This is a genomic window from Stenotrophomonas maltophilia (genome assembly GCF_047782825.1).
In the GTDB taxonomy this organism is placed as follows: Bacteria; Pseudomonadota; Gammaproteobacteria; order Xanthomonadales; family Xanthomonadaceae; genus Stenotrophomonas.
In genome coordinates this window covers 1,951,299-1,974,290 of sequence record NZ_CP180589.1, presented here as the reverse complement: position 1 = coordinate 1,974,290, position 22,992 = coordinate 1,951,299, and the positions used below count along the sequence as shown (strand labels likewise).

Sequence of the window (22,992 nt, the reverse complement as noted above, 5' to 3'; positions counted from 1 at the left end):
GATATCCACCCAGGTGAGAGACCCATGGCAGATAATCATTACGACGCCATCGTTGTTGGCTCGGGAATCAGTGGCGGTTGGGCGGCAAAGGAACTGACCGAAAAGGGTCTGAAGGTCCTGATGCTGGAACGCGGGCGCAACATCGAACACGTGAAGGACTATGTCAATGCGATGAAGGAGCCGTGGGACTTCCCGCACCGCAACCGGCCAACCCAGGCGATGAAGGCCGCGTTTCCGGTGCTGATGCGCGACTATGCCCTGGCCGAGAATCTGGAAGGGATGTGGGCCGACGAACAGGACTCGCCCTACATCGAGACCAAGCGTTTTGACTGGTTCCGCGGCTACCACGTGGGCGGGCGCTCGCTGATGTGGGGACGGCAGAGCTACCGCTTCTCCGACCTGGATTTCGAAGCGAACCTCAAGGAAGGCATTGCCGCCGACTGGCCGATCCGCTATGCCGACATCGCGCCGTGGTACGACCACGTGGAGAAGTTCGCCGGCATCGCCGGTACGCGCGAAGGCCTGGACGTGCTGCCCGATGGCGAATTCCTGCCGCCGATCCCGCTGAACATCGTCGAGAAGGATGTGGCCGCGCGGATCCAGAAGGCCTTCGGTGGTACCCGCCACATGATCCACTCGCGCACCGCCAACATCACCAAGCCGATGCCCGAACAGGGCCGGGTCAACTGCCAGTACCGCAACAAGTGCATTCTCGGCTGCCCCTTCGGTGCCTACTTCTCGACGCAGGCGGCAACGCTGCCGGTGGCGATGAAGACCGGCAACCTGACGCTGCGGCCGTTCTCCATCGTCAAGGAAGTGCTCTACGACAAGGACCGCAGGCGTGCGCGCGGGGTGGAGGTCATCGACGCCGAAACCGGGCAGACCTACCAGTACACGGCCAAGGTGATCTTCCTCAACGCGTCATCGTTCAACTCGACCTGGCTGCTGATGAATTCGGCCACCGACGTCTGGGAAGGCGGCCTGGGTTCTTCGTCCGGGGAACTCGGCCACAACGTGATGGACCATCATTTCGGTGCGGGTGCTTCTGGACGTGTCGAAGGCTACGACGACAAGTACTACTTCGGCCGCCGCCCCTGCGGCTTCTACATTCCCCGCTTCCGCAACGTTGCCGCGGACAAGCGAGGCTACCTGCGCGGGTTCGGCTACCAGGGCGGTGCCAGCCGCAACGGCTGGTCACGCGAGATCGCCGAGTTGAACATCGGTGCCGACCTGAAGGAGGCGTTGACCCAGCCGGGTGACTGGCGCATCGGCATGACCGGCTTCGGCGAAATGCTGCCGCACCACGACAATACGATCCGCCTGGACCGCGACCACAAGGACAAGTGGGGCCTGCCGGTGCTGGCGATGGACGTTGCCATGCGCGAGAACGAAAAGGCCATGCGCAAGGACATGGCCGCCGATGCCGCCGAGATGCTGGAGGCCGCCGGGGTGAAGGATGTGGAGATGCACGACAACGACTACGCCCCGGGCAAGGGCATCCACGAAATGGGCACCGCACGCATGGGCCGTGATCGGAAGACCTCGGTCCTCAACGCCAACAACCAGGTCTGGGATGCGCCCAACGTCTATGTCACCGACGGGGCCTGCATGACCTCCAGTGCCTGCGTGAACCCCTCGCTGACCTACATGGCGCTGACCGCACGGGCCGCCGACCATGCCGTACGCGAACTGAAAGCGGGGAATCTCTGATGGATCGCCGTGAACTGTTGAAGATGATTGCGGCGGCCACCGGCGCGGCGATGATCGGCCTGCCGGCGCTGGCCGGCGCCAAGCTGCCGGTAGCGGCAGCGGGCGCTGCCTTCTCCGAGGCGGAGATCGCCACGCTCGATGAGATCGCCGAGACCATCCTGCCGCGCACCCGCACGCCGGGCGCGAAGGACGCGGGTACCGGCGCCTTCATGGCCCGGTTCGTCACCGACTGCTACACCGCCCGGCAGCAGGCGACCTTCCGTGCCGGGCTGGTCGACATCGACAAACGCGCCGGCGGTCGCTTCGTCGCCCTGACGCCCGAGGCGCGCACCGAACTGCTGCGCGCGCTCGATACCGAAGCCCGCAAGCGTGCGGTTGAAGTGACCGAGACCGGTACCGGCGAAAGCGCGAAGGCGATGCCGCATCCCTTCACGATGATCAAGCAACTGGCCATCTTCGGCTTCTTCACCTCGAAACAGGGCGCGACCGAGGTGCTGAAGTACGTGGCCGTGCCCGGACGATACGACGGCGATATGGCCTATGCCCCGGGCACACCCGCCTGGGCGACCAGCTGATGGAGTACGACAGGATGATCAGACCTCTTTTGATGGCTGCCGGCGTGCTTGCAGCGGCGTCCGCTTTTGCACAGTCCAGCACGGGGCCCGAGCGCGATCCGGCGAAGACCGAGGTGTGGGCGCCGGTGGCCGAAGTGGCCACGCCAATGGGCGCGGCGCCCTCCGATGCGATCGTGCTGTTCAATGGCAAGGATGTGTCCGCCTGGGAGGCGGAGCAGGGCGGGCCTGTGCCCTGGAAGGTGGCCGGCGGCGCCATGACCGTGGTTCCGGGCAGCAAGGGTATCCGCACCCGGCAGCCGTTCTGCGATATGCAGTTGCACGTCGAATGGCGTACGCCCACCGATACGAAGGGGTTCGATGGCCAGAACCGCGGCAACAGCGGCATCTTCCTGCAGGAGCGCTACGAGCTGCAGGTGCTGGACAGCTACAACAACCCCACCTACGCCAATGGCCAGGCAGGTTCCATCTACAAGCAGGCCGTGCCGCGGGTGAATGCCTCGCGTGCGCCGGGTCAGTGGCAGGCCTACGACATCATCTGGAAGGCACCGCGCTTCTCGCCGGGTGGTGGGCTGGCCTCACCGGCCCGCATCACCGTGCTGCACAACGGCGTGCTGGTGCAGGACGATACCGTGCTGGCGGGAAAGACCGAGTACATCGGCGCGCCGTCGTACTCGCCACATGGGTGCGCGCCGCTGTATCTGCAGGAGCACGCATCGAAGGTCAGCTACCGCAACATCTGGGTGCGCGAGCTGTAACGCCCGCGCCTACTTCGCCAGGAAACTGGCGAGGTCATCGATCTCCTGCGCGGACAGCTGGGAGAAGGGCGGCATCAGGCCGCCGCCCTTGCTGATCTTTTCCTTGATCTGCGCAGGCGGCAGGCGCTTGCCGATATCGGTCAGTGCGGGGAACGCGCCGGGCATGCCCGCACGATCCGCGCCGTGGCAGGCCACGCAGTTCGCTGCGTACAGCTTGGCGCCGGCGGCGGGATCGTCCTTGCTCCATGCCGGCAGCGCATGGGCTGCCGCGCACAAGCTCAGGGCCAGGGTCAGGATGATTTTCAAACGAAGCTCCTTTGCGGGCTAGCGCGATGCGCGGGCGGGCAGGGTGACGGTCAGGTGTCCGCGCAGGTAGTCGGCACCGGCCTGGATGACCTTGGCCGGATCACGCGGTTCGTCATGTTCGACGATGTACCACTGCACGCCGGCCGCTGCGGCCGCCGGCAGGATCGCATTCCAGTCGAGCACGCCCTGGCCTACGGCGGCGAAGCCGCCTTCGTCTTCGGCCTGGCTCTTGGGCGCGTTGTCCTTGGCATGGACGGCGAACAGGCGGCCGCGGAACTTGCCCAGCATCACCACCGGGTCATGGCCGGAGCGGGCCACCCACGCCAGGTCAAGTTCGGTCTGCAGACCGGGGCCGGCCGCTTCGAACAGCAGCTCCAGCCCGGTCCTGCCATTGACATCGACCAGCTCGAAATCGTGGTTGTGATAGGCCAGGCGCATGCCCTTTGCCCGCACCCGTTCCGAGATGCGGCCCAGCTCCTTGCCCAGCGCCGTCCAGCCGGCGGCATCGGTCGGCCGGTCCTTGCTGTCCAGATAGGGCACCACCAGGGTCGTGTTGCCGATCGCGCGGTTGAAGGCCACCACCGCGTCGAGGTCGTTGCGCAGATCGGCCAGTGCGGTGTGCGAGGAGATCGCCTTGATCCCGTACTTTTCCAGCAGCTGCTTGAGTTCGGCGGCGCTGACATTCTGCGTGCCCACTGTTTCCACCGCATGCACGCCTGCGTCGTGGACGATCTTCAGCTGCTGGTCGAGCGTGCCGGCATTGCGCAGCGTGTACATCTGCACCGCGATGGGCTTCTGCGCGCCGCCGGCGTCAGCGGCGAAGGCGGGCAGGGCGGCAAGAAACAGCAGCGCGGCGGTTGCGATCCTGCGTGTTGGAGCCTTCATCCGTACACCCTCCCGGGATTCAGTCGATGGTGGACCAGGCGCGGGACCTGGCCGATGCAATGACGCGGTCGACGATCAATGCCGAGCGCAGGCCGTCCTCGAAAGTGGGCAGGCCCTGCGGGCGCTCGCCTTCGATGGCGCGATAGGAGTCGGCCACGAAGGCCTCGAAGCAATGGCCATAGCCCTGCGCGTGCCCCGGCGGCAGCACCGACAGCCGGCGCTGTTCGGCGCTGCCGGCACCTGGCCCGCGCACGAAGGTTTCCTCGCGCTGGTCAGGCCGGCCGATCCACAGGCGCTCGGCGTCTTCCTGGTTGAAGGCCACGCTGGCCTTGGCACCATCGATCTCGAACCAGAGGCGATTGTGGCGCCCGGCCGAAACCTGGCTGACGGTCAGCGAGGCCAGGGTGCCGGCGCCGGTGCGGAACAGCGCGGCGGCCACGTCCTCGCTCGTTACCGGCTGCATCGTGCCGCCTGCGCTGGGTGTGCTGAAACTCTCTGCGCCTTCGGCGCCGCGTTCGGCGATCACCGTGGCGAACGCGGCGCTGACCTCGGCAAAGCGCTGGCCGCTGACCCATTCCACCAGGTCGCACCAGTGCGAGCCGATGTCGGCGAATACGCGTGATGTACCGCCAAGGGCGGGGTCGACGCGCCAGTTGTTGCTTGCCGGGTCCAGCAGCCAGTCCTGCAGGTAGCTGCCGTGGATGAGGTGCAGGGGCCCGATGTCGCCGGCGGCGATGCGCGCGCGTGCTTCCCGCACCACCGGGTGGTATCGATAGACGAAGGGCACGGTGGCGATCAGTCCGGTCGATGCGGCCAGCTCGGCCAGCGCCTGCGCATCGGCCAGGGTGGTGGCCAGCGGCTTCTCGCAGACCACGTGCTTGCCGGCCTGAAGTGCGGCCTGCGCCATGGCGCGGTGCAAGTGGTTGGGCGTACACACGTGCACGACCTGCACCTGCGGGTCGGCGATCACTTCCTCGATATCGCGGTAGGCGCGCGGGACATTCCACGCCTGTGCCACCTCCTGCGCGCGCTGCGGAGAAGATGCGGCCACGCCGCGCACGTCGGCACCGGCGAGCAGGGCGGCGCGGCGGTGCACCGCGGCGATCATCCCCGTGCCGACAATGGCGATTCCAAGCTTTGGCATCGGCGATTTTCTCAGCGGGTAGTGGCCGCGGCGGCAGCGGCGGGGCGGTCGCGGAACAGCAGCAGGAAGGCGATCAGCACGACCAGGGCAACGCCGGCGGGGAACAGCCAGATCTGCTGCCAGTCCGGCCCTGCGGCCGTGGTGTAGTGCTCCACCACCGCGCCGGACAGGAAGGTGCCGATCAGCATGCCCACGCCATAGGTGGCCAGGGTGATGAAGCCCTGCGCGCTGCTGCGTGCGTCAGGTCCCGCATGTGCATCGGTATAGATCTGGCCGGTGACGAAGAAGAAGTCGTAGCAGATGCCGTGCAGCACGATGCCGATCACCAGCAGCGAGAAGCCGCCGCCCGCATCGCCGAAGGCGAACAGGGCATAGCGCACCACCCAGGCGGCCATACCCACCGCCAGCATGGTCTTCACCCCCAGCCGCACGAACAGGAACGGCATGGCCAGCATCAGCAGTACTTCGGACACCTGGCCCAGCGACTGCAGGCCCGCGGCGCCGCGTACGCCCAGATCGTTGAGGTAGGGGTTGGTGAAGTTGTAATAGAACGACAGCGGAATGCAGATGGCGATGGAGGCCAGGAAGAACACCAGGTACGAGCGCGACTTCAGCAGCCGCAGCGAATCAAGCCCCAGGATCTGCCCCAGGCCGGCATCGCGCTGCTTGGCCAGTGGCGGCGTGTGCGGCAGGGTGAATGCATACAGGCCCAGGGCGAGCGATGCCACCGCCGCCATCTGGAACGTCAGCTCCAGCCGGTGCGCCTGCTCCCAGCCCATCCAGCCGATCAGCACGCCGGCGATGATCCAGCCGATGCTGCCGGCCACCCGCACCAGTGGGAACTGTTTTTCAGGCGACTGCATGTGCCGCATCGCCACGCTGTTGGCCAGTGCCAGCGTCGGCATGAACAGCAGCATGTAGCCCATCACGCAGGCGGAAAACATGCTGAAGCTGGTCGCGGTGGAGGCCAGCCACATCAGCACCGCACCGGCCAGGTGCAGCACCGCGAGAATACGCTGCGCTGCGAAGTAGCGATCGGCGATCAGGCCGACCAGGAAGGGTGCGACGATCGCGCCGATGGACTGGCTGAGGAAGGCCGTCGCCACCTGGCTGGCACTGGCCTGCAGCGGGCCCTGCACCAGGTACGTGCCCAGGGTCACGAACCACGCGCCCCAGATGAAGAACTGCAGGAACATCATCGCGCCCAAGCGCGACATGGCGTGCGTCATGGCTTGCCCTCCCGGGGCGGTGTCGGCTCAGATTCCCAGCATGCGCTGCAGTGCGGCGGCATCTGTGCCGCTGTCCGCAAAATCGTCGAAGGCCCGTTCGGTCACCCGGATGATGTGGTCGCGGATGAAGGCCGCGCCTTCGCGCGCGCCATCTTCGGGGTGCTTCAGGCAGCACTCCCATTCCAGCACCGCCCAGCCTGGGAAGTCGTACTGCGCGAACTTGGAGAAGATCGCCTTGAAATCGACCTGTCCATCGCCGAGTGAACGGAACCGGCCCGGCCGGTCGATCCAGTCCTGGTAGCCGCCATAGACGCCACTGCGGGCGCTGGCGTGGTACTCCGCATCCTTCACGTGGAAGATGCCGATGCGCGCGTGGTAGCGATCGATGAAGCCCAGGTAGTCCATCTGCTGCAGCAGCAGGTGGCTGGGGTCGTACAGGATCTTCGCGCGCGGATGGTGGTCGACCACCTCGAGGAAACGCTCGAAGGTCGCGCCGTCGTGCAGATCCTCGCCGGGGTGGATCTCGAAGCACAGGTCCACGCTGCAGGCGTCGAACGCATCCAGGATCGGGCGCCAGCGGCGGCCCAGTTCGGCGAAGGCTTCAGCCACCAGGCCGGGCGGGCGTTGCGGCCACGGATAGAAGTAGGGCCAGGCCAGTGCGCCGGAAAAGGTGGCGTGTGCGTTCAGCCCCAGGCGCTGGCTGGCCTTGGCCGCCAGCATGAGCTGGTCCACCGCCCACGCCTGGCGGGCAGCGGGATTGCCGCGCTTGTCCGCCGGTGCGAAACCGTCAAACAGGCTGTCATAGGCGGGGTGGACGGCAACCAGCTGTCCTTGCAGGTGGGTGGACAGTTCGGTGATCTGCAGACCGTGCCCGGCCAGCATGCCGGCCATGTCGTCGCAGTAGGTCTGGCTGCGCGCGGCCTCGGCCAGATCGAACAGGTGGGGCGCGGTGGTGGGCACTTGTACGCCAGAATAGCCCAGGCCCGCTGCCCACCCGGCCAGCGTGTCCAGCCGATCAAAAGGAGCTTTGTCGCCGATGAACTGCGCCAGGAAAAGCGCTGGACCCTTGAGCGTCTTCAAGATGATTCGCCCTCGATGCAATCGATTGCATTACCCTAGCATGGGCTTTCCGCAGACCCGTTGTGCAGTGCACAGCGGCAACAGGAGCTGAGACCATGGCAACCATCTACGACATCGCAAAGCACGTGGGCGTGTCCGCCGGCACGGTGTCGCGGGCCTTGTCGCGGCCGGAAAAGGTGCTGCCGGCCACGCGCGCGCGCATCGAGCAGGCGGCCGCCAAGCTGGGCTATGTGCCCAATACGGTGGCGCGGACGCTCAAGACCCAGCGCAGCGGCAAGATCCTGGTCACGGTGCCGGATATCGCCAATCCGTTCTTCGCGCAGATCCTGCAGGGCGCCGAGGACGCGGCGCAGGCGGTGGGCTATGCGGTGCTGCTGGGCGATACCCAGCACCAGCCTGACCGCGAGGAGCGCTACGCGCAGATGCTCAGGCGCAACGAAGCCGATGGCCTGATCGTGCTGGGGCATCGCCTGCCGCCCACCGCACGCGAGATCGTGCAGGCGCTGGGTGCCGCCGCACCGGTGGTCAACGGCTGCGAGTTCGACCCCGCATTGGGCATCCCCAGCGTGCACATCGACAACGCCGCCGCCGCACGCGCGGTGATGGAACACCTGTATGCCCTGGGGCATGAGCGGATCGCCGTGGTGGGCGGGCCGCCCGACAACCCGCTGCACCAGCAGCGGCTGGAAGGGGTGCGCAGTGCCGGCAAGGCACGCGGCCGGTTGCGCAGCCTGAGCATTGTACCCGGTGACTTCTCGCTGGAATCCGGCCATGCCGCTGGCACGGCGCTGATGGCCGGCCCGCTGCCACCAACCGCCATATTCTGCTTCAGCGACCAGATGGCGCTGGGCGCGCTGGCGGCCTGCCGGGAACTGGGTATCCGCGTACCGGACGCGCTGTCGGTGGTTGGTTTCGATGATCTGGCGTCATCCAGTTTCCTCACGCCGCCGCTGACCACCATCCGGCAGCCGATGCGGGAAATCGGTGCCCGCGCGGTGAACCTGCTGCTGGCCATCATCGAGCGTGTGGACGTGCCGCTGCAGCAGACGCTGGATTTCAACCTGATGGTGCGCGGTTCGACCGCGGCGCCGACACACGGCTGACGGCGCTACAGATGCGCCTTGGCGCAGGCCAGCACATGGTTGTAGTCGCTGGACATGCACTGGTAGAAGTCTCGCTTGCCATCGGCCGAGGCTTCGCAGTCGGCCACGGTGAACTGCGGCAGCAGTTCGCGCATGGGTGCGGCCAGGGTTTCGAACCTGTCGGCGTCCATGTAGCCTCCGGCCACGTTCTTCGCGCCGACTTCCAGCATGGTTTCCAGCCCGTAGCGTGCGTTCTCCACCGCCTTCGGGCAGGACAGCCCGGCATCGGTGCGCTGCACCTTCAGCAGTTCGGTGGCGATGGCTTCGGCATCGGCCTTCACCTGCGGCGGCAAGGGCGTGTCGTCCGCGGCCCAGGCCGTGGACGGCAGCAACAGCAGGGCCAGGCGGGCTGCGAGAAGAGGGCGGTGCATGGGGCATCCTTGCGGGCGTGATGGCGCGCAGTGTGCGCTGCGCCGTGCCGGGCCGCCAGTGGGCTGAACGGGCGCGCGGGGTGCAGCGGAACCGTCGTGCCAATCCACTACCATGGGCCACCCCGCCGGAAAGTGCCGCCATGCCCGAAGCCGTCCTTGCCCCGCCCAGGCCCCCTGCTGCGCGCATTGCCGCCTGGCTGCTGATGCTGCTGGGCATGTGGCTGGCCCTGAAGCTGGGCCTGGTGGTCACCCTGCTGTCGGGCCTGCTGGTGTTCCAGCTGACCCATGTGCTGGCCAACACCGTGGAAGGCAAGCTGCCGCCGGGTCGGGCGCGCGCGTTCGCGGTCATCGTGCTGTCGGCGGTCATCATCGGCGTGCTGGTGCTGGCCGGTATCGGCGTGGCCTCGTTCTTCCGCAACGAGACCGGCGGGCCGGATGTGCTGCTGGCGCGGCTGATGGACATCCTCAACACATCGCGGCACCAGGTGCCGGCGATGCTGCAGCCTTATATCCCCGAAGACCTGACACGGCTGCGCGCGGCGCTGAACGAATGGGCCGCCGAGCACCAGCGGCAGCTGGGCGTGGCCGGTACCTCGGTGGTGCAGGTAGGCGTGCGCGTGCTGATCGGCATGGTGCTGGGCGCGATGATCGCCCTGTACGACGAACTGCCGCTGCCGAAGATGGGGCCGCTGGCACAGGAACTGATCGGCCGCACCAGCCGCCTGGCCACCGCGTTCCGCCAGGTGGTGTTCGCCCAGCTGAAGATCTCGCTGCTCAACACGGTGTTCACCGCCATCTTCCTGCTGGGCGTGCTGCCGATGTTCGGCGTGCACCTGCCGCTGTCCAAGACGCTGGTGCTGATCACCTTCCTGGCCGGCCTGCTGCCGGTGGTGGGCAACATCATCTCCAATACCGTCATCACCATCGTGGCGCTGTCGGTGTCGTTCTACGTGGCCGTGGCCGCGCTGCTGTACCTGATCGTCATCCACAAGCTGGAGTACTTCCTCAATGCACGCATCGTCGGCGGCGAGATCCAGGCGCGCGCCTGGGAACTGCTGCTGGCCATGCTGGTGATGGAAGCAGCGTTCGGCCTGGCCGGGCTGGTGGCAGCGCCGGTGTTCTATGCCTATGTGAAGCGCGAACTGGTCGACCAGGGCTGGATCTGAGCCGGCCGCGTTCGCCCCGCATCGGTAGCGCCGGGCACTGCCCGGCGCAAGCGTGAAGGCCGCGCCAGCGCCACTGCACGCGCCGGTCACCGTGCACGGCAGACGCTTGATCCACCCTTCCGTACGGATCACGCGCATGACCACGCTCACCCTGCCCGAACTGGCGAAGAAGATGGCCGGCATCGATTTCGCGATGCTGCAGACCCACGCAGGCGGCGAGATCGATGGCCGGCCGATGAGCAACAACGGGGATGTGGACTACGATGGCGACAGTTGGTTCTTCGCCCTGGACAGCACCGACATGGTGCGCCAGATCGAAGCCGATCCGAAGGTTGCGCTGGGTTTCACCGGCAACAAGTCCTTGCTGGGCAAGCCCCCGCTGTTCGTCCATGTGAAAGGCATGGCCGCGATCATCCGCGAACGTGGTGTGCTGGCCCAGCACTGGGTGGAAGAACTGGAGCGCTGGTTCGAACAGGGCGTGGATACCCCGGGGCTGGTGCTGATCCATGTGCACGCCCACCGCCTGCAGTACTGGGATGGCGAGGACCAGGGCGAACTGGCCGTCTGATCATGCAGGGTAGCGCCGGGCCATGCCCGGCGGCTCAGCCTGATGCAGCCACACCCTTATCCACCCAGTCGGCCAGCTCCGGCGCCAGCGCGTGTTCCACCGCACGCCGCAGCAGCGCCGGGGCGATGTAATGGCGGTGCACGGCATCGATCAGCGCCATGTACAGCCGGCCGAACCGGTTGTGGGTCTGTACGCGCGAACCCAGGCTGATCTGCACATTGCCGTCGTCGTCGAACTGCACGCGCACGCTGCTGCGGAAGCGCAGGTGGCGGTCATCGGCGCCCAGCAGTACTTCGGCACTGCGGTCGGTGCCATCCACGCGTGCGTCCAGTACCGGAAAACGCCCAGCGAACAGGCGGCTGCGATCCGCTGACAACAGCGACGACACGGGGCAACCCAGCGGCGAGGTGCGCAGGCGCAACGGTGCCACCAGGCGGTTGCGCAGGGCCATCAACCGGCCCACGCCGCCCGGTGGATTGCGCAGGAAACCGTCCAGCACATCCGCCAGCAGGGCGGACGCCGAGCGCTGCGTGCAGTGCCCGCTGCGCAGGGTCAGCACGGTCAGGTCCTGGTAGTGGCTGTTGGGCAGCGCGCTGGCCAGCAGGCCCTGCGTGTCGGGCTGACCGCTGTGTACCGGATAGCGCGGCGTGCTGCGTTCGACGAAGCCGCGCAGAGGGCGCAGGTTGATCCGCCGCAGCGGCCCCAGCAGTGCACGGGTCTGCGCGCAGAGGCGTGCGCACAGGCTGGGCGGCGCGGCCTGCAGTGACAGCTGCAGCAAGGGCGCGGTGTCCAGGGTGGCCGGCGTTGGCCAATGCGCGCTCGGCAGAACGTGGGTCAGGCTGGGAATGTCGGCACTGTTGGCCTGCACCTGGGCGCGCGTGGCCGCGCTCAGGCTGCCGGCCAGTTCGTTGCTGTGGCACGACAGCGCGAACAGCGCCGGGTGTGCCGGATGGTTGGAGGCGAACTGGTGCCAGGTGCCACCGCCGAAGCGCACGGTGAACAGGCAGTCCGGTGGAATGCGGATGCGCCGCAGGCTGCGCAGGAAGGCGGCCGGGTCGGCGTCCAGCTGCGCGTCGCCGGCGGTGGCGAAGCGCAGTTCGGCGCCGGCGCTGCCGGCAATGGCAGTGAACATGCGCGGGCCGGCATGGCGATGGAACGGATGACCGCCGGCGCCGACCGCGAAGCTGTACAGCGAAGACGCATCGCCGTGCTGCAGGTGCATTCCGCCCAGGCGCGCGGAGGGTTCATCCAGCGCATCGATGTAGGACGGATGGTGGCGCTGGCGTTCGCCTGCATCCTTCACCAGTGCATCGCCGGCGCCAATGCCGAGCTGGGCGATCAGGGTGACTTCGATCGGGCCGGCGCCGTCCTGTGCGGGCAGCTGGACACCTGGAAACGAGCGGCTGTTGCGGGTCGAACCAGGCATCGTCGTGCTCCTTGTCAGCGGGCAGGGGACTTGCGGCGTGCGCGGGCTTCGCGCTTCAGCGGGCCACCGACCGGACACACCTCGGCCGCCCAGGAGAACAGCGTGTTGGCCAGGCGCTCGGGCACCTGGCGGAAATACACGAACTGGCCGCGCTTCTCGCGTTCGATCAGGCCGGCCTCTTCCAGGATGCGCAGGTGGCTGGACAGGGCGGGCTTGCTGAAGTCGAAGCGCTCGGCCAGCTCGCCCGCGCTCAGTTCGCCGGCGCTGAGGTAGGCCAGGATCTGCCGGCGTGCGCCGGAGGCGAGTGCTTCGAAGATGCGGTCCATGGATGGTAGTTAACTAATTCGTTAATTGATGATTGCGCTGCCCCGGCCCGCTGTCAAGTGCCTGCTGCCGTTGCGAAGTGCCACCGGCCTTTGCCATCCTCCCGCCTGCGTTCCGTTCGTTGGAGTTCCGATGCGTTCTGTGCCGTGGTTGATGCTTGGCCTGCTGCTGCCTGTCCTGGGGGCGGCCGCGCCGGCGCGCGCACCGAAGGCGGCACCTGCAGCGCAGGACCCGTTCAACGAACTGTTCGATACCGCCTGCATGCAACACATCGGTGCGCCCGCGCGTCTGCAGTCGCTGATGGAGGCCAATGGGCTGTCGCCGCTGCAGCCGGCCGAGGCCGCCAGCCTGCTGCAGGGGCAATCGGGCGTGGCCTGGCTGGTGCCGCTGGCCAGCGGGCGTTACGCGGTCAGCTGGGCCGACGATGGCACCTGCAGCGTGTATGCGGAAAAGGCCGAGCCGGCGGTGGTGCAGAAGGGCTTCGCGCGCCTGGTGCAGGCCGCACCCAAGCCGTTGCAGGTGCGCTCGCTGCCCGGGCGCGGGCCGTTGTCGGCCGACCAGGTCGCGATCCAGTACGGCTGGGCCACCCCCGGCGATGCCCGCCTGCGCGTGCGCTTCCGCCTGGTCACCCGGCAGGCGGCCGAAGCCGGCGTGCAGGCCATGGCCTCGGTCAGTCCCGGTGAAGCCATGCTGGAACAGGCACCGACGCCGCAGCCCGGAGCAGGCCTGCCTGGGGCGCCTCAGCCCGAGCCCGGCACCACCCGCTAGCGTCCTGCCATGCGCGCGGGAGGATTCATCCACCGCGCCCGGATGTGGTATATCGTTTATCGATAAATTCACCCCGGGCGGCATGGCCGCCCCAGACCGGAGGCTGCTTGACCGCTCTTCCCGCCCGCGCCCACTCCGCGCGAGGCCTGTTCACCCTGGCCCAGACCGCCGTACAGGCGGTGCGGGCGATGTGCTGGCTGGGCATCCTGGCCGCGCTGCTGGCCGTGCCGCTGGTCGCCTACGACCGCCGCTGGCTGCTCGATACCGTGCATGACACGCAGGCGGTGGCCGTGCACGGCAGCCACCTGTTCCTGCATTTCTGCATCGGCCTGGGCACCATCGTTGCCCTGCTGGTGCTGTGCCTGGTGTTCCTGCGGCACCTTGCCCGGCTGCTGCGCTCGGCCGCCGGCGCCCGCCCGTTCACCCACGCCAATGCGCAGCGGCTGCAGCGCATGGCCTGGTTGATGCTGGCCATGGAAGCGCTGTCGATCGTGATCGGTGTCTACGCCGCCTGGATGGGCCCGGATTTCGCCTGGATGGAAGTCGGCGGTGGCATGTCCATCACCGGACTGATCGCCGTGCTGATGCTGTTCGTGCTGGCGCGTGTGTTCGCCGTCGGCGCGGCCATGCGTGACGACCTCGATGGCCTGGTCTGATGGCAGCGCCATGAAGGAGGGTGCCTGATGGCGATCACCATCACTTTGGACCGCATGCTGCAGGCGCGGGGCATGACCCTGTCCGAGCTGGCCGGTCGCATCGACATCACCCTGGCCAACCTGTCCATCCTGAAGACCGGCAAGGCCCGCGCCATCCGCTTTTCCACGCTGGATGCGATCTGTCGCGAACTGCAGTGCACGCCCGGCGACCTGCTCGGGCACGACCCGCTGCAGGCGCAGGACGACGACTGAACACGCTTTCCCCTTACCTCATGAAAAAACGGACCCGAAATGGAATGGTTGGCTGACCCCTCGATCTGGATGGGCCTTGCAACGCTGGTCGTGCTGGAGATCGTGCTCGGCATCGACAATCTGGTGTTCATCGCGATCCTGGCGGACAAGCTGCCGCCGCACCAGCGCGACCGCGCGCGGGTGATCGGCCTGGCGCTGGCCCTGCTGATGCGCCTGGTGCTGCTGGCAGCACTGGCCTGGATCATGAAACTGACCGAGCCACTGCTCACGCTGTTCGAGCACAGCTTCTCCGGGCGTGACCTGATCCTGCTGGGCGGTGGCCTGTTCCTGCTGTTCAAGGGCACGATGGAACTGCACGAGCGCCTGGAAGGCCGCCAGCACGAGGACAACGGCAAGAAGGTCTATGCCAGCTTCGCCATGGTGGTGGCGCAGATCGTGGTGCTTGACGCGGTGTTCTCGCTGGATTCGGTCATCACCGCTGTAGGCATGGTCGACAACCTGGGCGTGATGTACGCCGCGGTGACCATCGCCATGGCGCTGATGCTGCTGGCCAGCAAGCCGCTGACCCGCTTCGTCAACAAGCACCCCACGGTGGTGGTGCTGTGCCTGGGCTTCCTGCTGATGATCGGCTTCAGCCTGGTGGCCGAAGGCCTGGGCTACAAGATTCCGAAGGGCTATCTGTACGCGGCCATCGCCTTCTCGATCCTGGTGGAAGCGTTCAACCAGTGGGTGCGCTTCAACCGTGAGCGCAACGAGCGCCGCCAGCCGTTCCGCCAGCGCACCGCCGATGCGGTGCTGCGGATGCTGGGCGCGCGCCCGGCCAACGGCCACGACGATGCGCACGAGGACGGTGGCGATGAGGCCGAGGAGCGCCTGCAGCCGGCCGAACACGAGATGATCCGCAGCGTGCTGGGCCTGGCCGACCGGCCGGTGTCCAGTGTGATGACCGTGCGCGCGGATGTGCAGTGGATCGACCTGTCGCGCGGCCAGGAGGATGTGGTGGCGCGGCTGGTTGCCTCGCCGCATACCCGCCTGCTGGTGGGCGAGGGCGACCTGGACAGCCTGCGTGGCGTGGTGCAGAGCCGCGACCTGCTGGCCGACCTGCTGCAGGGCAGGCCGTTGCAGCTGGAAGGCAATCTGCGCGAGCCGCAGTACGTGCTGTCCAGCGCCAGCGCGCTGCAGGCGCTGGAACTGATCCGCCAGCACCCCGTGCCGCTGGCGGTAGCGGTGGACGAATACGGCAGCGTGGAAGGCCTGGTGACCGCCAACGACCTGCTGGCGGCCATCGCCGGCGACCTGGCCGACACCCAGGACGAGCGCTATGGCGTGGTCGCACAGGGTGAGGACCACTGGGAGGCCGATGGCGCGCTGACACTGGACGACCTGCAGCGCCTGGCCGGCGTATCGCTGCCGCGCAGTGCCGATTACATGACCATTTCCGGTCTGGTGCTGGAACAGCTGGGCCGCCTGCCCGACGAAGGTGATGCGGTGGACGTGGCAGGCATCCGCATCACCGTGCTGGTCATGGAGAAGCGCCGCATCGCCCGCCTGCGCGTGCAGCGCCTGGCGCAGCCGTAACGCCGGCTGCCTTCTGCTTTTTGTAGAGCCGAGCCCACGCTCGGCTGCTTTTCCCGCAGCCGAGCACGGGCTCGGCTCTACAGTTGCAGCAGCCGAGCCCGTGCTCGGCTCTACCCATTGCAACCTTTGCCCGTCACCATGGCGGGCCCCACGTTATGGATTGTCGTAGTGCTGAGTACGATTGGTTTGTTGATGGGCCTGTACGTGGCCTGGCGCCTGTTCTGGCCGCTGCGCCTGCCGGCCTGGGCCAAGGTCCTGTTGTCGCTGCTGCTGGTGGCCGTTGCCGTGCAGCTGCGCATCGTCGCCAGTTTCTGGGGCACGATGGCCTCGCCGGAAATCCCGAAGATGGCCATCGCCGTCCTCGCCACCGGGTCCACCGCCGTGCTGCTGCTGGCCCTGGCCATGCTGCTGTTCGATGCCGGCCTGCTGGCTGCGCGCATGCTGCGCCTGCCACGTGCGGTATCGGCCCTGCGTGCGCCGCTGCTGCGACCGCTCGCGGCAGGTGTCGCCCTGTTGCTCAGTGGCTACGGGGTCAGCCAGGGCATGGCCGTGCCGAAGCCGCGGCAGATCGATGTCGCGGTCAAGGGCCTGCCGGCCGCCTTCGATGGCTACAGCGTGTTGCAGCTCACCGATATCCATGCCAGCCGCCTGCTGACCGGCGACTGGGTGCGCAAGGTGGTGGCTGAAAGCAATGCATTGAAGCCGGACCTGATCGTGATCACCGGTGACCTGATCGACGGCACGGTCGAAGCACGCCGCAACGACTACCGGCCGCTGGGTGACCTGCAGGCACCGGATGGGGTGATCGCCATCACCGGCAACCACGAGTATTACGCCCAGTACAGTGATTGGATGCAGGCGTTCCGCGCGCTGCGCATGCAGGTGCTGGAAAACAGCCACACCCAGGTGCGGCGTGGCGACGCAGCGCTGACCATTGCGGGCGTGACCGATCCGGTGGCCGCGCGCTATGGCCTGCCGCTGCCGGATCTGGACGCCGCCCTGGCCGGCGCAGACCCGGCCGCACCGGTGATTCTGCTCGACCACCGCCCGCGCAACGCTGCCGAAGCGGCCGCACGCGGGGTCAAGCTGCAGCTGTCCGGCCATACCCATGGTGGCCAGATCATCGGCATGGATCAGCTGGTGAAGCGCGCCAACGGGGGTTTCGTCTCCGGCCGCTATGAGGTGGACGGCATGACGCTGTACGTGAGCAACGGCGCCGGCCTGTGGGCTGGGTTCCCGGCACGCATCGGTGTGCCTTCGGAAATCACGGTGTTTACCCTGCGCCGCGCGCCGTGAACTCTGGTGGGGTCGGATCCCTTTGCCAATGGCAAAGGGCTCTGACCCCCGACGGACCCCATGGAAGGAACCATGTCCCACACCCGCGCACCCATGGAACGGCTGATCCGCGCCAACGCGGATGAAATCAACCGGCTGCAGCAGCTCATCCGCGAGACGGCTGCACTGCGCTGGCGGGGGCCGGAAGAGAGGCAGCGACACGCCGATGCCTGCGCGGAATTCCACCAGCGCTACCCGCAGCTGGTGTTTCCTGGTGGCTACGACCATGCCCTGCAGCAGTTGGCCCGGCACGAGCCGAACATCGTGGATGTGGTGCTGACCTTCCTGGAGGTGCGGCCGTATTTCTTCCGTTCCGGTTACATGTGGAAGACCCTGTACAAGCGTGTGCAGCGGGTGCCGATGGGTGCGAAGCAGCAGGCCCGGATGCAGAAGATCGTGGCGGCTTACAGCGCCTATCGCGCTGCACGTGATGCCTGATCGGGTCAGATCCCTTTGCCACCGGCAAAGGGATCCGACCCCAGGTTCATCGCACCGCCAGCCTTGCGTTCGCACTGCGCTTCAAGGACTGCGCGCGCTTTGCGATCGCACGCACCACGAAGGCGGTGAACAGCAGGGCCGAGGGCACGGCGTACCAGAAGTTGGCTGGCACGCGCTTGAAGTACGAATAGGTGAACACGGCGGCGATGATCCACATGCCGGCTACGTGCAGGCGACCCCACGCGGTAGGTCCCATGCGCCGGGCAATGCCACGGTGCGAAGTGATGGCCAGGGCGAGGATGGCCACGTAGCCCACCGTGCCCGGCAGGTTGGCCAGGGCTGATCGCGCCGGCCAGAACGCGGGGTTGAGGATGCCGAAGGCGGTGATCGCCACTGCATGCAGCAGGTGCGAGAACGCGAAGGACAGGCCGATGATGCGCCGCTCGCGCAACAGGAACCGGGTGAACGGCCCGGGCAGCAGGCTGGCGAACGAAGACGCGGTGAAGGCTGCCAGGAACAGCAGGAACGATGTGCGCGCCGTCACCCGGATCGCCGCGCGGCTGCCCTCGACCACGTCGGGCTGCAGGGAGAACGCCGCCAGTGCGATGGCGATCAGGACCACGGCGATGGCCACGAACAGGCGCCAGCCGTGCAGCAAGGAAGTATTGGAAACAGCCATGGTCAAACCTCGAATCAGATAGGGGGTGGTGCCGGCCGCTGGCCGGCAATCTCAGAACCCGGTCAGCACAACCAACACGCCGGCCGCGCACAGTTCGCCCAGCACGGGTACGGCAACCTCGCGCAGTTCGTCGGCCGCCACGCCATGCGCATCGGCCAGCGCCTGCAGTGCGTCATCCACGCGGGCACCTTCATCACCGCAGGCCGACAACAGCGCATACGCCAGCGGCGGCAGTTCCTCGACCTGCAGGCCGAAATCCGCTTGGCGGCGCAGCAACAGCAGCGTCGGCGTGGCTGCGGGCTGCTCGGGTAGTGCGGCATCCTCGTGAACCGGCCATTGGTAGCCCAGCACCCGCACCCACGGCGACACCGCCAGCACGCTGTCCGCCTCGGGTGCGTGCGACTGCTGTCGGCCGGCCTCGCGCGCTTCGATGTACAGCGCCTGCTGCGTGCTCTCGTAGTGCGCCAGTTACGCCGCCCAGCCCGGCAGCGCGAACGTGTCCTGCACGGCCAGCCACGCGGCGAATTCGCTGGCGATCTGCGGGAACAACGGGGTATGGCACACGTGGTGTGCGTAGTAGTGCTCGACCAGACTGCGCCAGCGCGCCCCGCCCAGCTGCGCCTGCAGGCGCGGCAGGCTGCCTGCCAGCAGGCTGTCCAGGCTGTCGATGCAGAGGCGGCGGTAGACCGCCAGCCGCCGCGCGTCGATGCCATCGGGCGCGGGCATCGACGGGTCGCGTACGTGATCGGCCCAGCGTTGCTGCAGGGCGGCCAGGGAGTCAGCCATGGGCCACCTCCGGCAGCAGCACATCGGCCTGCGCCTGGCGGATCTGCTCGACCTCGGCCAGCAGCTCGGCCAGGGGCGGGAAGTTGAAGTCACGCTCCAGCAGGGTGGGGCGCACGCCTACGCGCGCATAGGCGTCGCGCAGCAGGGCCCAGACCACGCCCTTCACCGGCGCGCCATGGGTGTCGATCTTGAAACCGTCGTCCTCGTCGAAGTGGCCGGCCACATGCAGCGAGGCAACGCGGTGGGCGGGCACGCGGGCCAGGAAATCAAAGGCGTCGTAACCGTTGTTGCAGGCGTTGACGAAGACGTTGTTGACGTCCAGCAGCAGATCGCAGTCTGCCTCGGCCAGCACCGCCGTGATGAAGTCGATCTCGCTCATGTCCGCACCGGGCACGGCGTAGTAGGAAATGTTCTCCACGGCAATACGCCTGCCCAGCGTGTCCTGCACCTGGGCGATGCGACCGGCGACGTGGTGCACGGCCTCGGCGGTGAACGGCAGGGGCAGCAGATCGTAGACATGGCCACCGGCGGCGCAGTAGCTCAGGTGTTCGCTGTACAGCTGCACCTGGTGCAGGTCGAGGAAGGCGCGGGTCTGCGCCAGCAGCGTGCGATCCAGCGGGTCCGGCCCCCCCAGTGACAGCGACAGGCCGTGGCAGGTCAGGCGGTGGCGTTCGCTCAACCGGCGCAGCGCGGCCCCGTGGGCACCGCCGACGCCGATCCAGTTGTCGGGCGAGACTTCGAGAAAGTCGATGGCATCGGCCGGCATCGCCAGCAGCGCATCGATCAGGCCACGGCGCAGGCCAAGGCCGGCGCTGGCGGAAGGCAGGGGCAGGGACATGCGCGGTACTCCAGGGCAATGGCGCCGCCGTGGGGGCGGCGCCGGGTGGTGGGCGATCAGTCGTTGACGCGGGAGAACAGGCCCTTCGGCATCGGCTTGCCGTGGGCGGTGTAGACGCTGCGCAGGTAGTCGTGCGCTTCCTGTTCGCTGATGTAGCCGTCGTGGTCGGTGTCGATGCGGTCGAATTCGGCGGCACGCTTGGCAGCCACGGCATTGAACTCGGCACGCGAGACCCGACCGTCGTGGTCCCGGTCGGTGCGGGCAAACGAAGCGTCGCCGCACTTGCCTTCGCCACACTGGCCCTCGGCTACCTTGGCTTTGCCGGCCGGCTTGCTGGTGGCGCTCTTGTTGGCGCCGCACTTGCCTTCTCCGCACTTGCCTTCGGCAGCAGCGCTCATGGCCACGGCGCTGATCGCCAGCGGCTGGAGTGCGGCGGCCTGGCCGGCCAGCAGCAGGCTCCCGGCCAGGGCGATGCCGATGGCGCCGATGCGCGGCAGACGGGAAGCAGCGGTGTTCTTGGTCGAGACGGACATGGTGATGACTCCTTGGATTGGCACGCCGGGCGTGCGGGATGGACGCCGCCACAAGGCGACGGAATGCGATGCGAAGCGGGATGGGAAAGGACGGAAGCGGATCAGGCGGCGCGGCGACGCCGCAGTACATGGGCCAGCAGCAGGGCGCCGCCGAGCAGGGCACCGCCAACACCAATGCCAGGCAGCAGTGCGGCAATGGGCAGCAGCAGGGCGATCAGGCTGACGCCCCAGCCAAGGCTGTCATCGCCAACAACGGCACGCTGCGGGCCGGCCAGCAGGCGGTCGACGCTGAGCGCACCGCCGCCGTTGAGGATCAGCGGCAGCAGCATGGCCAGGAACAGCAGCGGCAGCTTGAAGTTGCCGTAGCCTTGGTCGGTGATGGCATAGCCCTGCCAGAGTTCACCCAGGCCGCTCCATTGGTCGGGCCAGTGCACGGCAGCGATGGCGACCACGGTCAGCACCCAGAAGATGTAGGCCACCGAACGCGTGGCCAGGCCCAGCAGCAGCATCACCGCGCCCACCAGTTCCAGCCACGTGGCCAGCTGCCAGTTCAGGGAAGCGGGCAGGGTGGAGAACGGGAACGGGAAGCGCCCTTCCAGGTCGACGAACCAGTTCTGGCCGCCCAGCTTCTCGCGGCCGGATTCAAAGAATTCCCAGGCCAGCAGCGCACGCAGCGCCAGCGGCGACAGCCAGCGGCCGACGGCATCCAGACGCGGGGTGTAGAGGGTGGAGGCGGTGCTGATCATGGGTGTGTCCTGCGGGCCAGTGGTCGATGGAGGCCATTTCGGGCCACGCAGGTATCGGCAACGTGTGCCGTTGCCCGGGGTTTTGTCAGCGACTGTGGCTGCGGCAGGGGTTTCGTACAGTTGGATACAAAGGCGCCGCATCGGGGGCGCATCGGCGCGTTGCGCGCCCGCGTGCGGGGAACGCTATCCACCCGGTAGCGCCGGGCCATGCCCGGCGGCCGAATGTATCCCACTGTAGGAACCGGCCACCGTCCTACAGTCCGGTACAACTCAGCCTCCGCGCCGAAACAGCAGCGATACACCCGCAGGTGGAAATGGCCACTCCCAACACTGGAGTGCCACCCATGATCCGCACCACCCTGCTTGCCGCCGCCCTGGCCCTGGCCGGCGCCGCCACCCCCGCCTTCGCTGCGCAGGCCGATGCCGGTGCGCCGCCCACGGTCATTCTGGTGCATGGCGCCTTCGCCGACGGTTCCAGCTGGAACAAGGTCATCACCACCCTGCACGACTGGAAGCTGCCGGCGGTGGCCGTGCAGAACCCGCTCACCTCGCTGGCGGACGATGTGGCCGCCACCCGTCGCGCGATTGCCGCCGCACCGGGCAAGGTGGTGCTGGTCGGCCACAGCTGGGGCGGCACGGTCATCACCGAAGCCGGCAACGATCCCAAGGTGCAGGCGCTGGTCTACGTAGCCGCCTTCGCACCGGATGTCGGCCAGTCCTCCGCGCAGCAGGGCGAAGGCTTCCCGGTTGGCCCCGGGCTGACCCGCCTGCAGGAGAAAGACGGCTACCTGACCCTGCCGGCCGATGCCATCGCGCGGGATTTCGCACCCGACGTGATGAAGAAGACCGCCGCCCTGCTGTACAGCACGCAGGTGCCGTTGAAGGCCAGCGCGCTGGGCGAAGCGGTGACCACCGCCGCCTGGCGCAGCAAGCCGAGCTGGTACGTGGTCAGCCGCAACGACCGCATGCTGGCGCCGCAGCTGCAGGTGGCCACCGCGCAGCGCATCGGCGCACAGCTGCAGTCGATCGGCAGCAGCCATGTGTCGCTGCTCTCGCACCCCGCACAGGTGGCCGACAGCATCCTGGAAGCGGCCGGGGTGAAGCCGGCCGAGCTGCCGCTGGCCGAGCAGGGGGGCTGAGCGATGGCCGCGCTTCGTGCCTATACGCTGCCGCTGTTGCTGGCCCTGCTGGGCGGGGGGGCGCTGCTGATGGCCTGGCCCAGCCCCGAAGCCGGTGCACAGACGGCCGAGGCCGCACCCGCTGCAGGATTCAGCGGCGGTGGGCCCTGGCACAACAGTCCGCCGCTGACGCTGGAGCAGCTGCGCGGGCAGGTGGTGCTGGTCGAGTTCTGGACCTACGGCTGCAGCAACTGCCTCAACGTGGCGCCCTACGTGCACCGGTGGCACGCGCGCTACGCAGCGCAGGGGCTGCGCGTGGTCGGCGTGCATACACCCGAATTCGCCTACGAAGGCCTGCAGGCCAACGTGCGCCACGCGATCCACCGCCTCGACATCACCTGGCCGGTGGTGCAGGACAACCGGTACCGCATCTGGAACGCGTGGGGCAATCGATTCTGGCCGGCACTGTATCTGGTCGACCGGCAGGGTCGGGTGGTCTACCGCCACTACGGCGAAGGCGACTACGCGCGTACCGAAAGCGAGATCCAGCGCCTGCTGGCCAGCCCCTGAGCCGCGCTACCATG

At 67.6% G+C, this 22,992-nt stretch carries 28 protein-coding genes; 14 read left to right on the top strand and 14 right to left on the bottom strand.

Annotation, left to right across the window (positions count from 1 at the left end; all coding sequences use genetic code 11):
* The first annotated feature begins 24 nt into the window (after positions 1-24).
* From ACM2ZB_RS09160 to ACM2ZB_RS09150, 3 genes are read left to right on the top strand one after another with little or no spacing between them, the layout of a single operon-like run.
* Complete coding sequence (locus ACM2ZB_RS09160) at positions 25-1,710, top strand: GMC oxidoreductase (protein WP_416058256.1); 1,686 nt, start codon at positions 25-27, stop codon at positions 1,708-1,710.
* Entirely contained in the window at positions 1,710-2,285 is a 576-nt protein-coding gene (locus ACM2ZB_RS09155; protein WP_416058255.1) for a gluconate 2-dehydrogenase subunit 3 family protein, read from the top strand. The genes ACM2ZB_RS09160 and ACM2ZB_RS09155 overlap by 1 nt, the downstream gene beginning before the upstream one ends.
* 14 nt (positions 2,286-2,299) lie before the next feature.
* Positions 2,300-3,040, top strand: a complete 741-nt coding sequence (locus ACM2ZB_RS09150; protein WP_416058254.1) for a DUF1080 domain-containing protein — start codon at positions 2,300-2,302, stop codon at positions 3,038-3,040.
* A gap of 9 nt (positions 3,041-3,049) precedes the next feature.
* Here ACM2ZB_RS09150 and ACM2ZB_RS09145 read toward each other — a convergent pair whose 3' ends face one another.
* From ACM2ZB_RS09145 to ACM2ZB_RS09125, 5 genes are read right to left on the bottom strand one after another with little or no spacing between them, the layout of a single operon-like run.
* Positions 3,050-3,346 carry a c-type cytochrome gene (locus ACM2ZB_RS09145; RefSeq protein ID WP_416058253.1) on the bottom strand — a complete coding sequence of 99 codons (297 nt, stop codon included), beginning with the start codon at positions 3,344-3,346 and terminating at the stop codon, positions 3,050-3,052.
* Positions 3,347-3,364: 18 nt separating this feature from the next.
* Positions 3,365-4,231 (bottom strand): sugar phosphate isomerase/epimerase family protein, encoded by an 867-nt coding sequence (locus ACM2ZB_RS09140; protein ID WP_416058252.1) that lies wholly within the window; start codon positions 4,229-4,231, stop codon positions 3,365-3,367.
* A gap of 19 nt (positions 4,232-4,250) precedes the next feature.
* Positions 4,251-5,375, bottom strand: a complete 1,125-nt coding sequence (locus ACM2ZB_RS09135) for a Gfo/Idh/MocA family protein (protein ID WP_416058251.1) — start codon at positions 5,373-5,375, stop codon at positions 4,251-4,253.
* 11 nt (positions 5,376-5,386) lie between these two features.
* On the bottom strand, positions 5,387-6,604 hold the full coding sequence (locus ACM2ZB_RS09130; RefSeq protein ID WP_416058250.1) for a nucleoside permease: 1,218 nt from the start codon (positions 6,602-6,604) through the stop codon (positions 5,387-5,389).
* A gap of 27 nt (positions 6,605-6,631) precedes the next feature.
* Positions 6,632-7,684, bottom strand: coding sequence for a sugar phosphate isomerase/epimerase family protein (locus ACM2ZB_RS09125; protein WP_416058249.1), 1,053 nt, complete (start codon positions 7,682-7,684; stop codon positions 6,632-6,634).
* A 95-nt stretch (positions 7,685-7,779) separates the two neighbouring features.
* On the opposite strand from ACM2ZB_RS09125, the gene ACM2ZB_RS09120 reads away from it, so the two are divergent.
* Entirely contained in the window at positions 7,780-8,787 is a 1,008-nt protein-coding gene (locus tag ACM2ZB_RS09120; protein WP_416058248.1) for a LacI family DNA-binding transcriptional regulator, read from the top strand.
* 5 nt (positions 8,788-8,792) lie between these two features.
* Here ACM2ZB_RS09120 and ACM2ZB_RS09115 read toward each other — a convergent pair whose 3' ends face one another.
* Positions 8,793-9,197 (bottom strand): hypothetical protein, encoded by a 405-nt coding sequence (locus ACM2ZB_RS09115; RefSeq protein WP_416058247.1) that lies wholly within the window; start codon positions 9,195-9,197, stop codon positions 8,793-8,795.
* A gap of 140 nt (positions 9,198-9,337) precedes the next feature.
* Between ACM2ZB_RS09115 and ACM2ZB_RS09110 the strand changes: the two genes are divergently transcribed.
* Both ACM2ZB_RS09110 and ACM2ZB_RS09105 read left to right on the top strand, forming a co-directional pair.
* Positions 9,338-10,363: an AI-2E family transporter gene (locus ACM2ZB_RS09110; RefSeq protein ID WP_416058246.1), complete on the top strand. Its 1,026-nt coding sequence runs from the start codon at positions 9,338-9,340 to the stop codon at positions 10,361-10,363.
* Between the two features lie 136 nt (positions 10,364-10,499).
* Positions 10,500-10,931 carry a pyridoxamine 5'-phosphate oxidase family protein gene (locus ACM2ZB_RS09105; RefSeq protein ID WP_416058245.1) on the top strand — a complete coding sequence of 144 codons (432 nt, stop codon included), beginning with the start codon at positions 10,500-10,502 and terminating at the stop codon, positions 10,929-10,931.
* A gap of 34 nt (positions 10,932-10,965) precedes the next feature.
* Here ACM2ZB_RS09105 and ACM2ZB_RS09100 read toward each other — a convergent pair whose 3' ends face one another.
* Together ACM2ZB_RS09100 and ACM2ZB_RS09095 are read right to left on the bottom strand one after the other, a co-directional pair.
* Positions 10,966-12,357: a DUF2867 domain-containing protein gene (locus ACM2ZB_RS09100; RefSeq protein ID WP_416058244.1), complete on the bottom strand. Its 1,392-nt coding sequence runs from the start codon at positions 12,355-12,357 to the stop codon at positions 10,966-10,968.
* 14 nt (positions 12,358-12,371) lie between these two features.
* Positions 12,372-12,683: a metalloregulator ArsR/SmtB family transcription factor gene (locus tag ACM2ZB_RS09095; RefSeq protein ID WP_079221004.1), complete on the bottom strand. Its 312-nt coding sequence runs from the start codon at positions 12,681-12,683 to the stop codon at positions 12,372-12,374.
* 130 nt (positions 12,684-12,813) lie between these two features.
* Here ACM2ZB_RS09095 and ACM2ZB_RS09090 point away from each other — a divergent pair, with 130 nt between their 5' ends.
* The 6 genes from ACM2ZB_RS09090 (at position 12,814) to ACM2ZB_RS09065 (ending at position 17,708) form a co-directional block, all read left to right on the top strand.
* Positions 12,814-13,449, top strand: a complete 636-nt coding sequence (locus ACM2ZB_RS09090) for an NMCC_0638 family (lipo)protein (protein WP_416058243.1) — start codon at positions 12,814-12,816, stop codon at positions 13,447-13,449.
* Positions 13,450-13,637: 188 nt separating this feature from the next.
* Positions 13,638-14,105: a DUF2975 domain-containing protein gene (locus ACM2ZB_RS09085; RefSeq protein ID WP_416058533.1), complete on the top strand. Its 468-nt coding sequence runs from the start codon at positions 13,638-13,640 to the stop codon at positions 14,103-14,105.
* 27 nt (positions 14,106-14,132) lie between these two features.
* Complete coding sequence (locus tag ACM2ZB_RS09080; protein WP_313435281.1) at positions 14,133-14,357, top strand: helix-turn-helix transcriptional regulator; 225 nt, start codon at positions 14,133-14,135, stop codon at positions 14,355-14,357.
* Between the two features lie 39 nt (positions 14,358-14,396).
* Positions 14,397-15,935, top strand: a complete 1,539-nt coding sequence (locus ACM2ZB_RS09075; protein WP_416058242.1) for a TerC family protein — start codon at positions 14,397-14,399, stop codon at positions 15,933-15,935.
* 159 nt (positions 15,936-16,094) lie between these two features.
* Complete coding sequence (locus tag ACM2ZB_RS09070; protein ID WP_416058532.1) at positions 16,095-17,231, top strand: metallophosphoesterase; 1,137 nt, start codon at positions 16,095-16,097, stop codon at positions 17,229-17,231.
* Between the two features lie 72 nt (positions 17,232-17,303).
* Positions 17,304-17,708 (top strand): hypothetical protein, encoded by a 405-nt coding sequence (locus tag ACM2ZB_RS09065; protein ID WP_416058241.1) that lies wholly within the window; start codon positions 17,304-17,306, stop codon positions 17,706-17,708.
* Positions 17,709-17,754: 46 nt separating this feature from the next.
* Here ACM2ZB_RS09065 and ACM2ZB_RS09060 read toward each other — a convergent pair whose 3' ends face one another.
* The 6 genes from ACM2ZB_RS09060 to ACM2ZB_RS09035 form a co-directional block, all read right to left on the bottom strand.
* Positions 17,755-18,387, bottom strand: coding sequence for a ferric reductase-like transmembrane domain-containing protein (locus tag ACM2ZB_RS09060; protein ID WP_416058240.1), 633 nt, complete (start codon positions 18,385-18,387; stop codon positions 17,755-17,757).
* Positions 18,388-18,438: 51 nt separating this feature from the next.
* Complete coding sequence (locus ACM2ZB_RS09055) at positions 18,439-18,765, bottom strand: hypothetical protein (RefSeq protein ID WP_416058239.1); 327 nt, start codon at positions 18,763-18,765, stop codon at positions 18,439-18,441.
* Positions 18,766-18,855: 90 nt separating this feature from the next.
* Complete coding sequence (locus ACM2ZB_RS09050) at positions 18,856-19,173, bottom strand: putative DNA-binding domain-containing protein (RefSeq protein WP_416058238.1); 318 nt, start codon at positions 19,171-19,173, stop codon at positions 18,856-18,858.
* On the bottom strand, positions 19,166-20,011 hold the full coding sequence (locus tag ACM2ZB_RS09045) for a DUF692 domain-containing protein (protein WP_416058237.1): 846 nt from the start codon (positions 20,009-20,011) through the stop codon (positions 19,166-19,168). Before ACM2ZB_RS09045 ends, ACM2ZB_RS09050 begins: the two co-directional genes overlap by 8 nt.
* Before the next feature lie 56 nt (positions 20,012-20,067).
* On the bottom strand, positions 20,068-20,544 hold the full coding sequence (locus tag ACM2ZB_RS09040) for an EF-hand domain-containing protein (protein ID WP_416058236.1): 477 nt from the start codon (positions 20,542-20,544) through the stop codon (positions 20,068-20,070).
* 101 nt (positions 20,545-20,645) lie between these two features.
* A complete protein-coding gene (locus ACM2ZB_RS09035; protein ID WP_416058235.1) occupies positions 20,646-21,290 on the bottom strand; it encodes a DoxX family protein in 645 nt (214 codons plus the stop codon).
* A gap of 344 nt (positions 21,291-21,634) precedes the next feature.
* On the opposite strand from ACM2ZB_RS09035, the gene ACM2ZB_RS09030 reads away from it, so the two are divergent.
* Positions 21,635-22,429 (top strand): alpha/beta fold hydrolase, encoded by a 795-nt coding sequence (locus tag ACM2ZB_RS09030; RefSeq protein WP_416058234.1) that lies wholly within the window; start codon positions 21,635-21,637, stop codon positions 22,427-22,429.
* A 3-nt stretch (positions 22,430-22,432) separates the two neighbouring features.
* A complete protein-coding gene (locus ACM2ZB_RS09025) occupies positions 22,433-22,978 on the top strand; it encodes a redoxin family protein (protein WP_416058233.1) in 546 nt (181 codons plus the stop codon).
* Positions 22,979-22,992 lie beyond the last annotated feature (14 nt).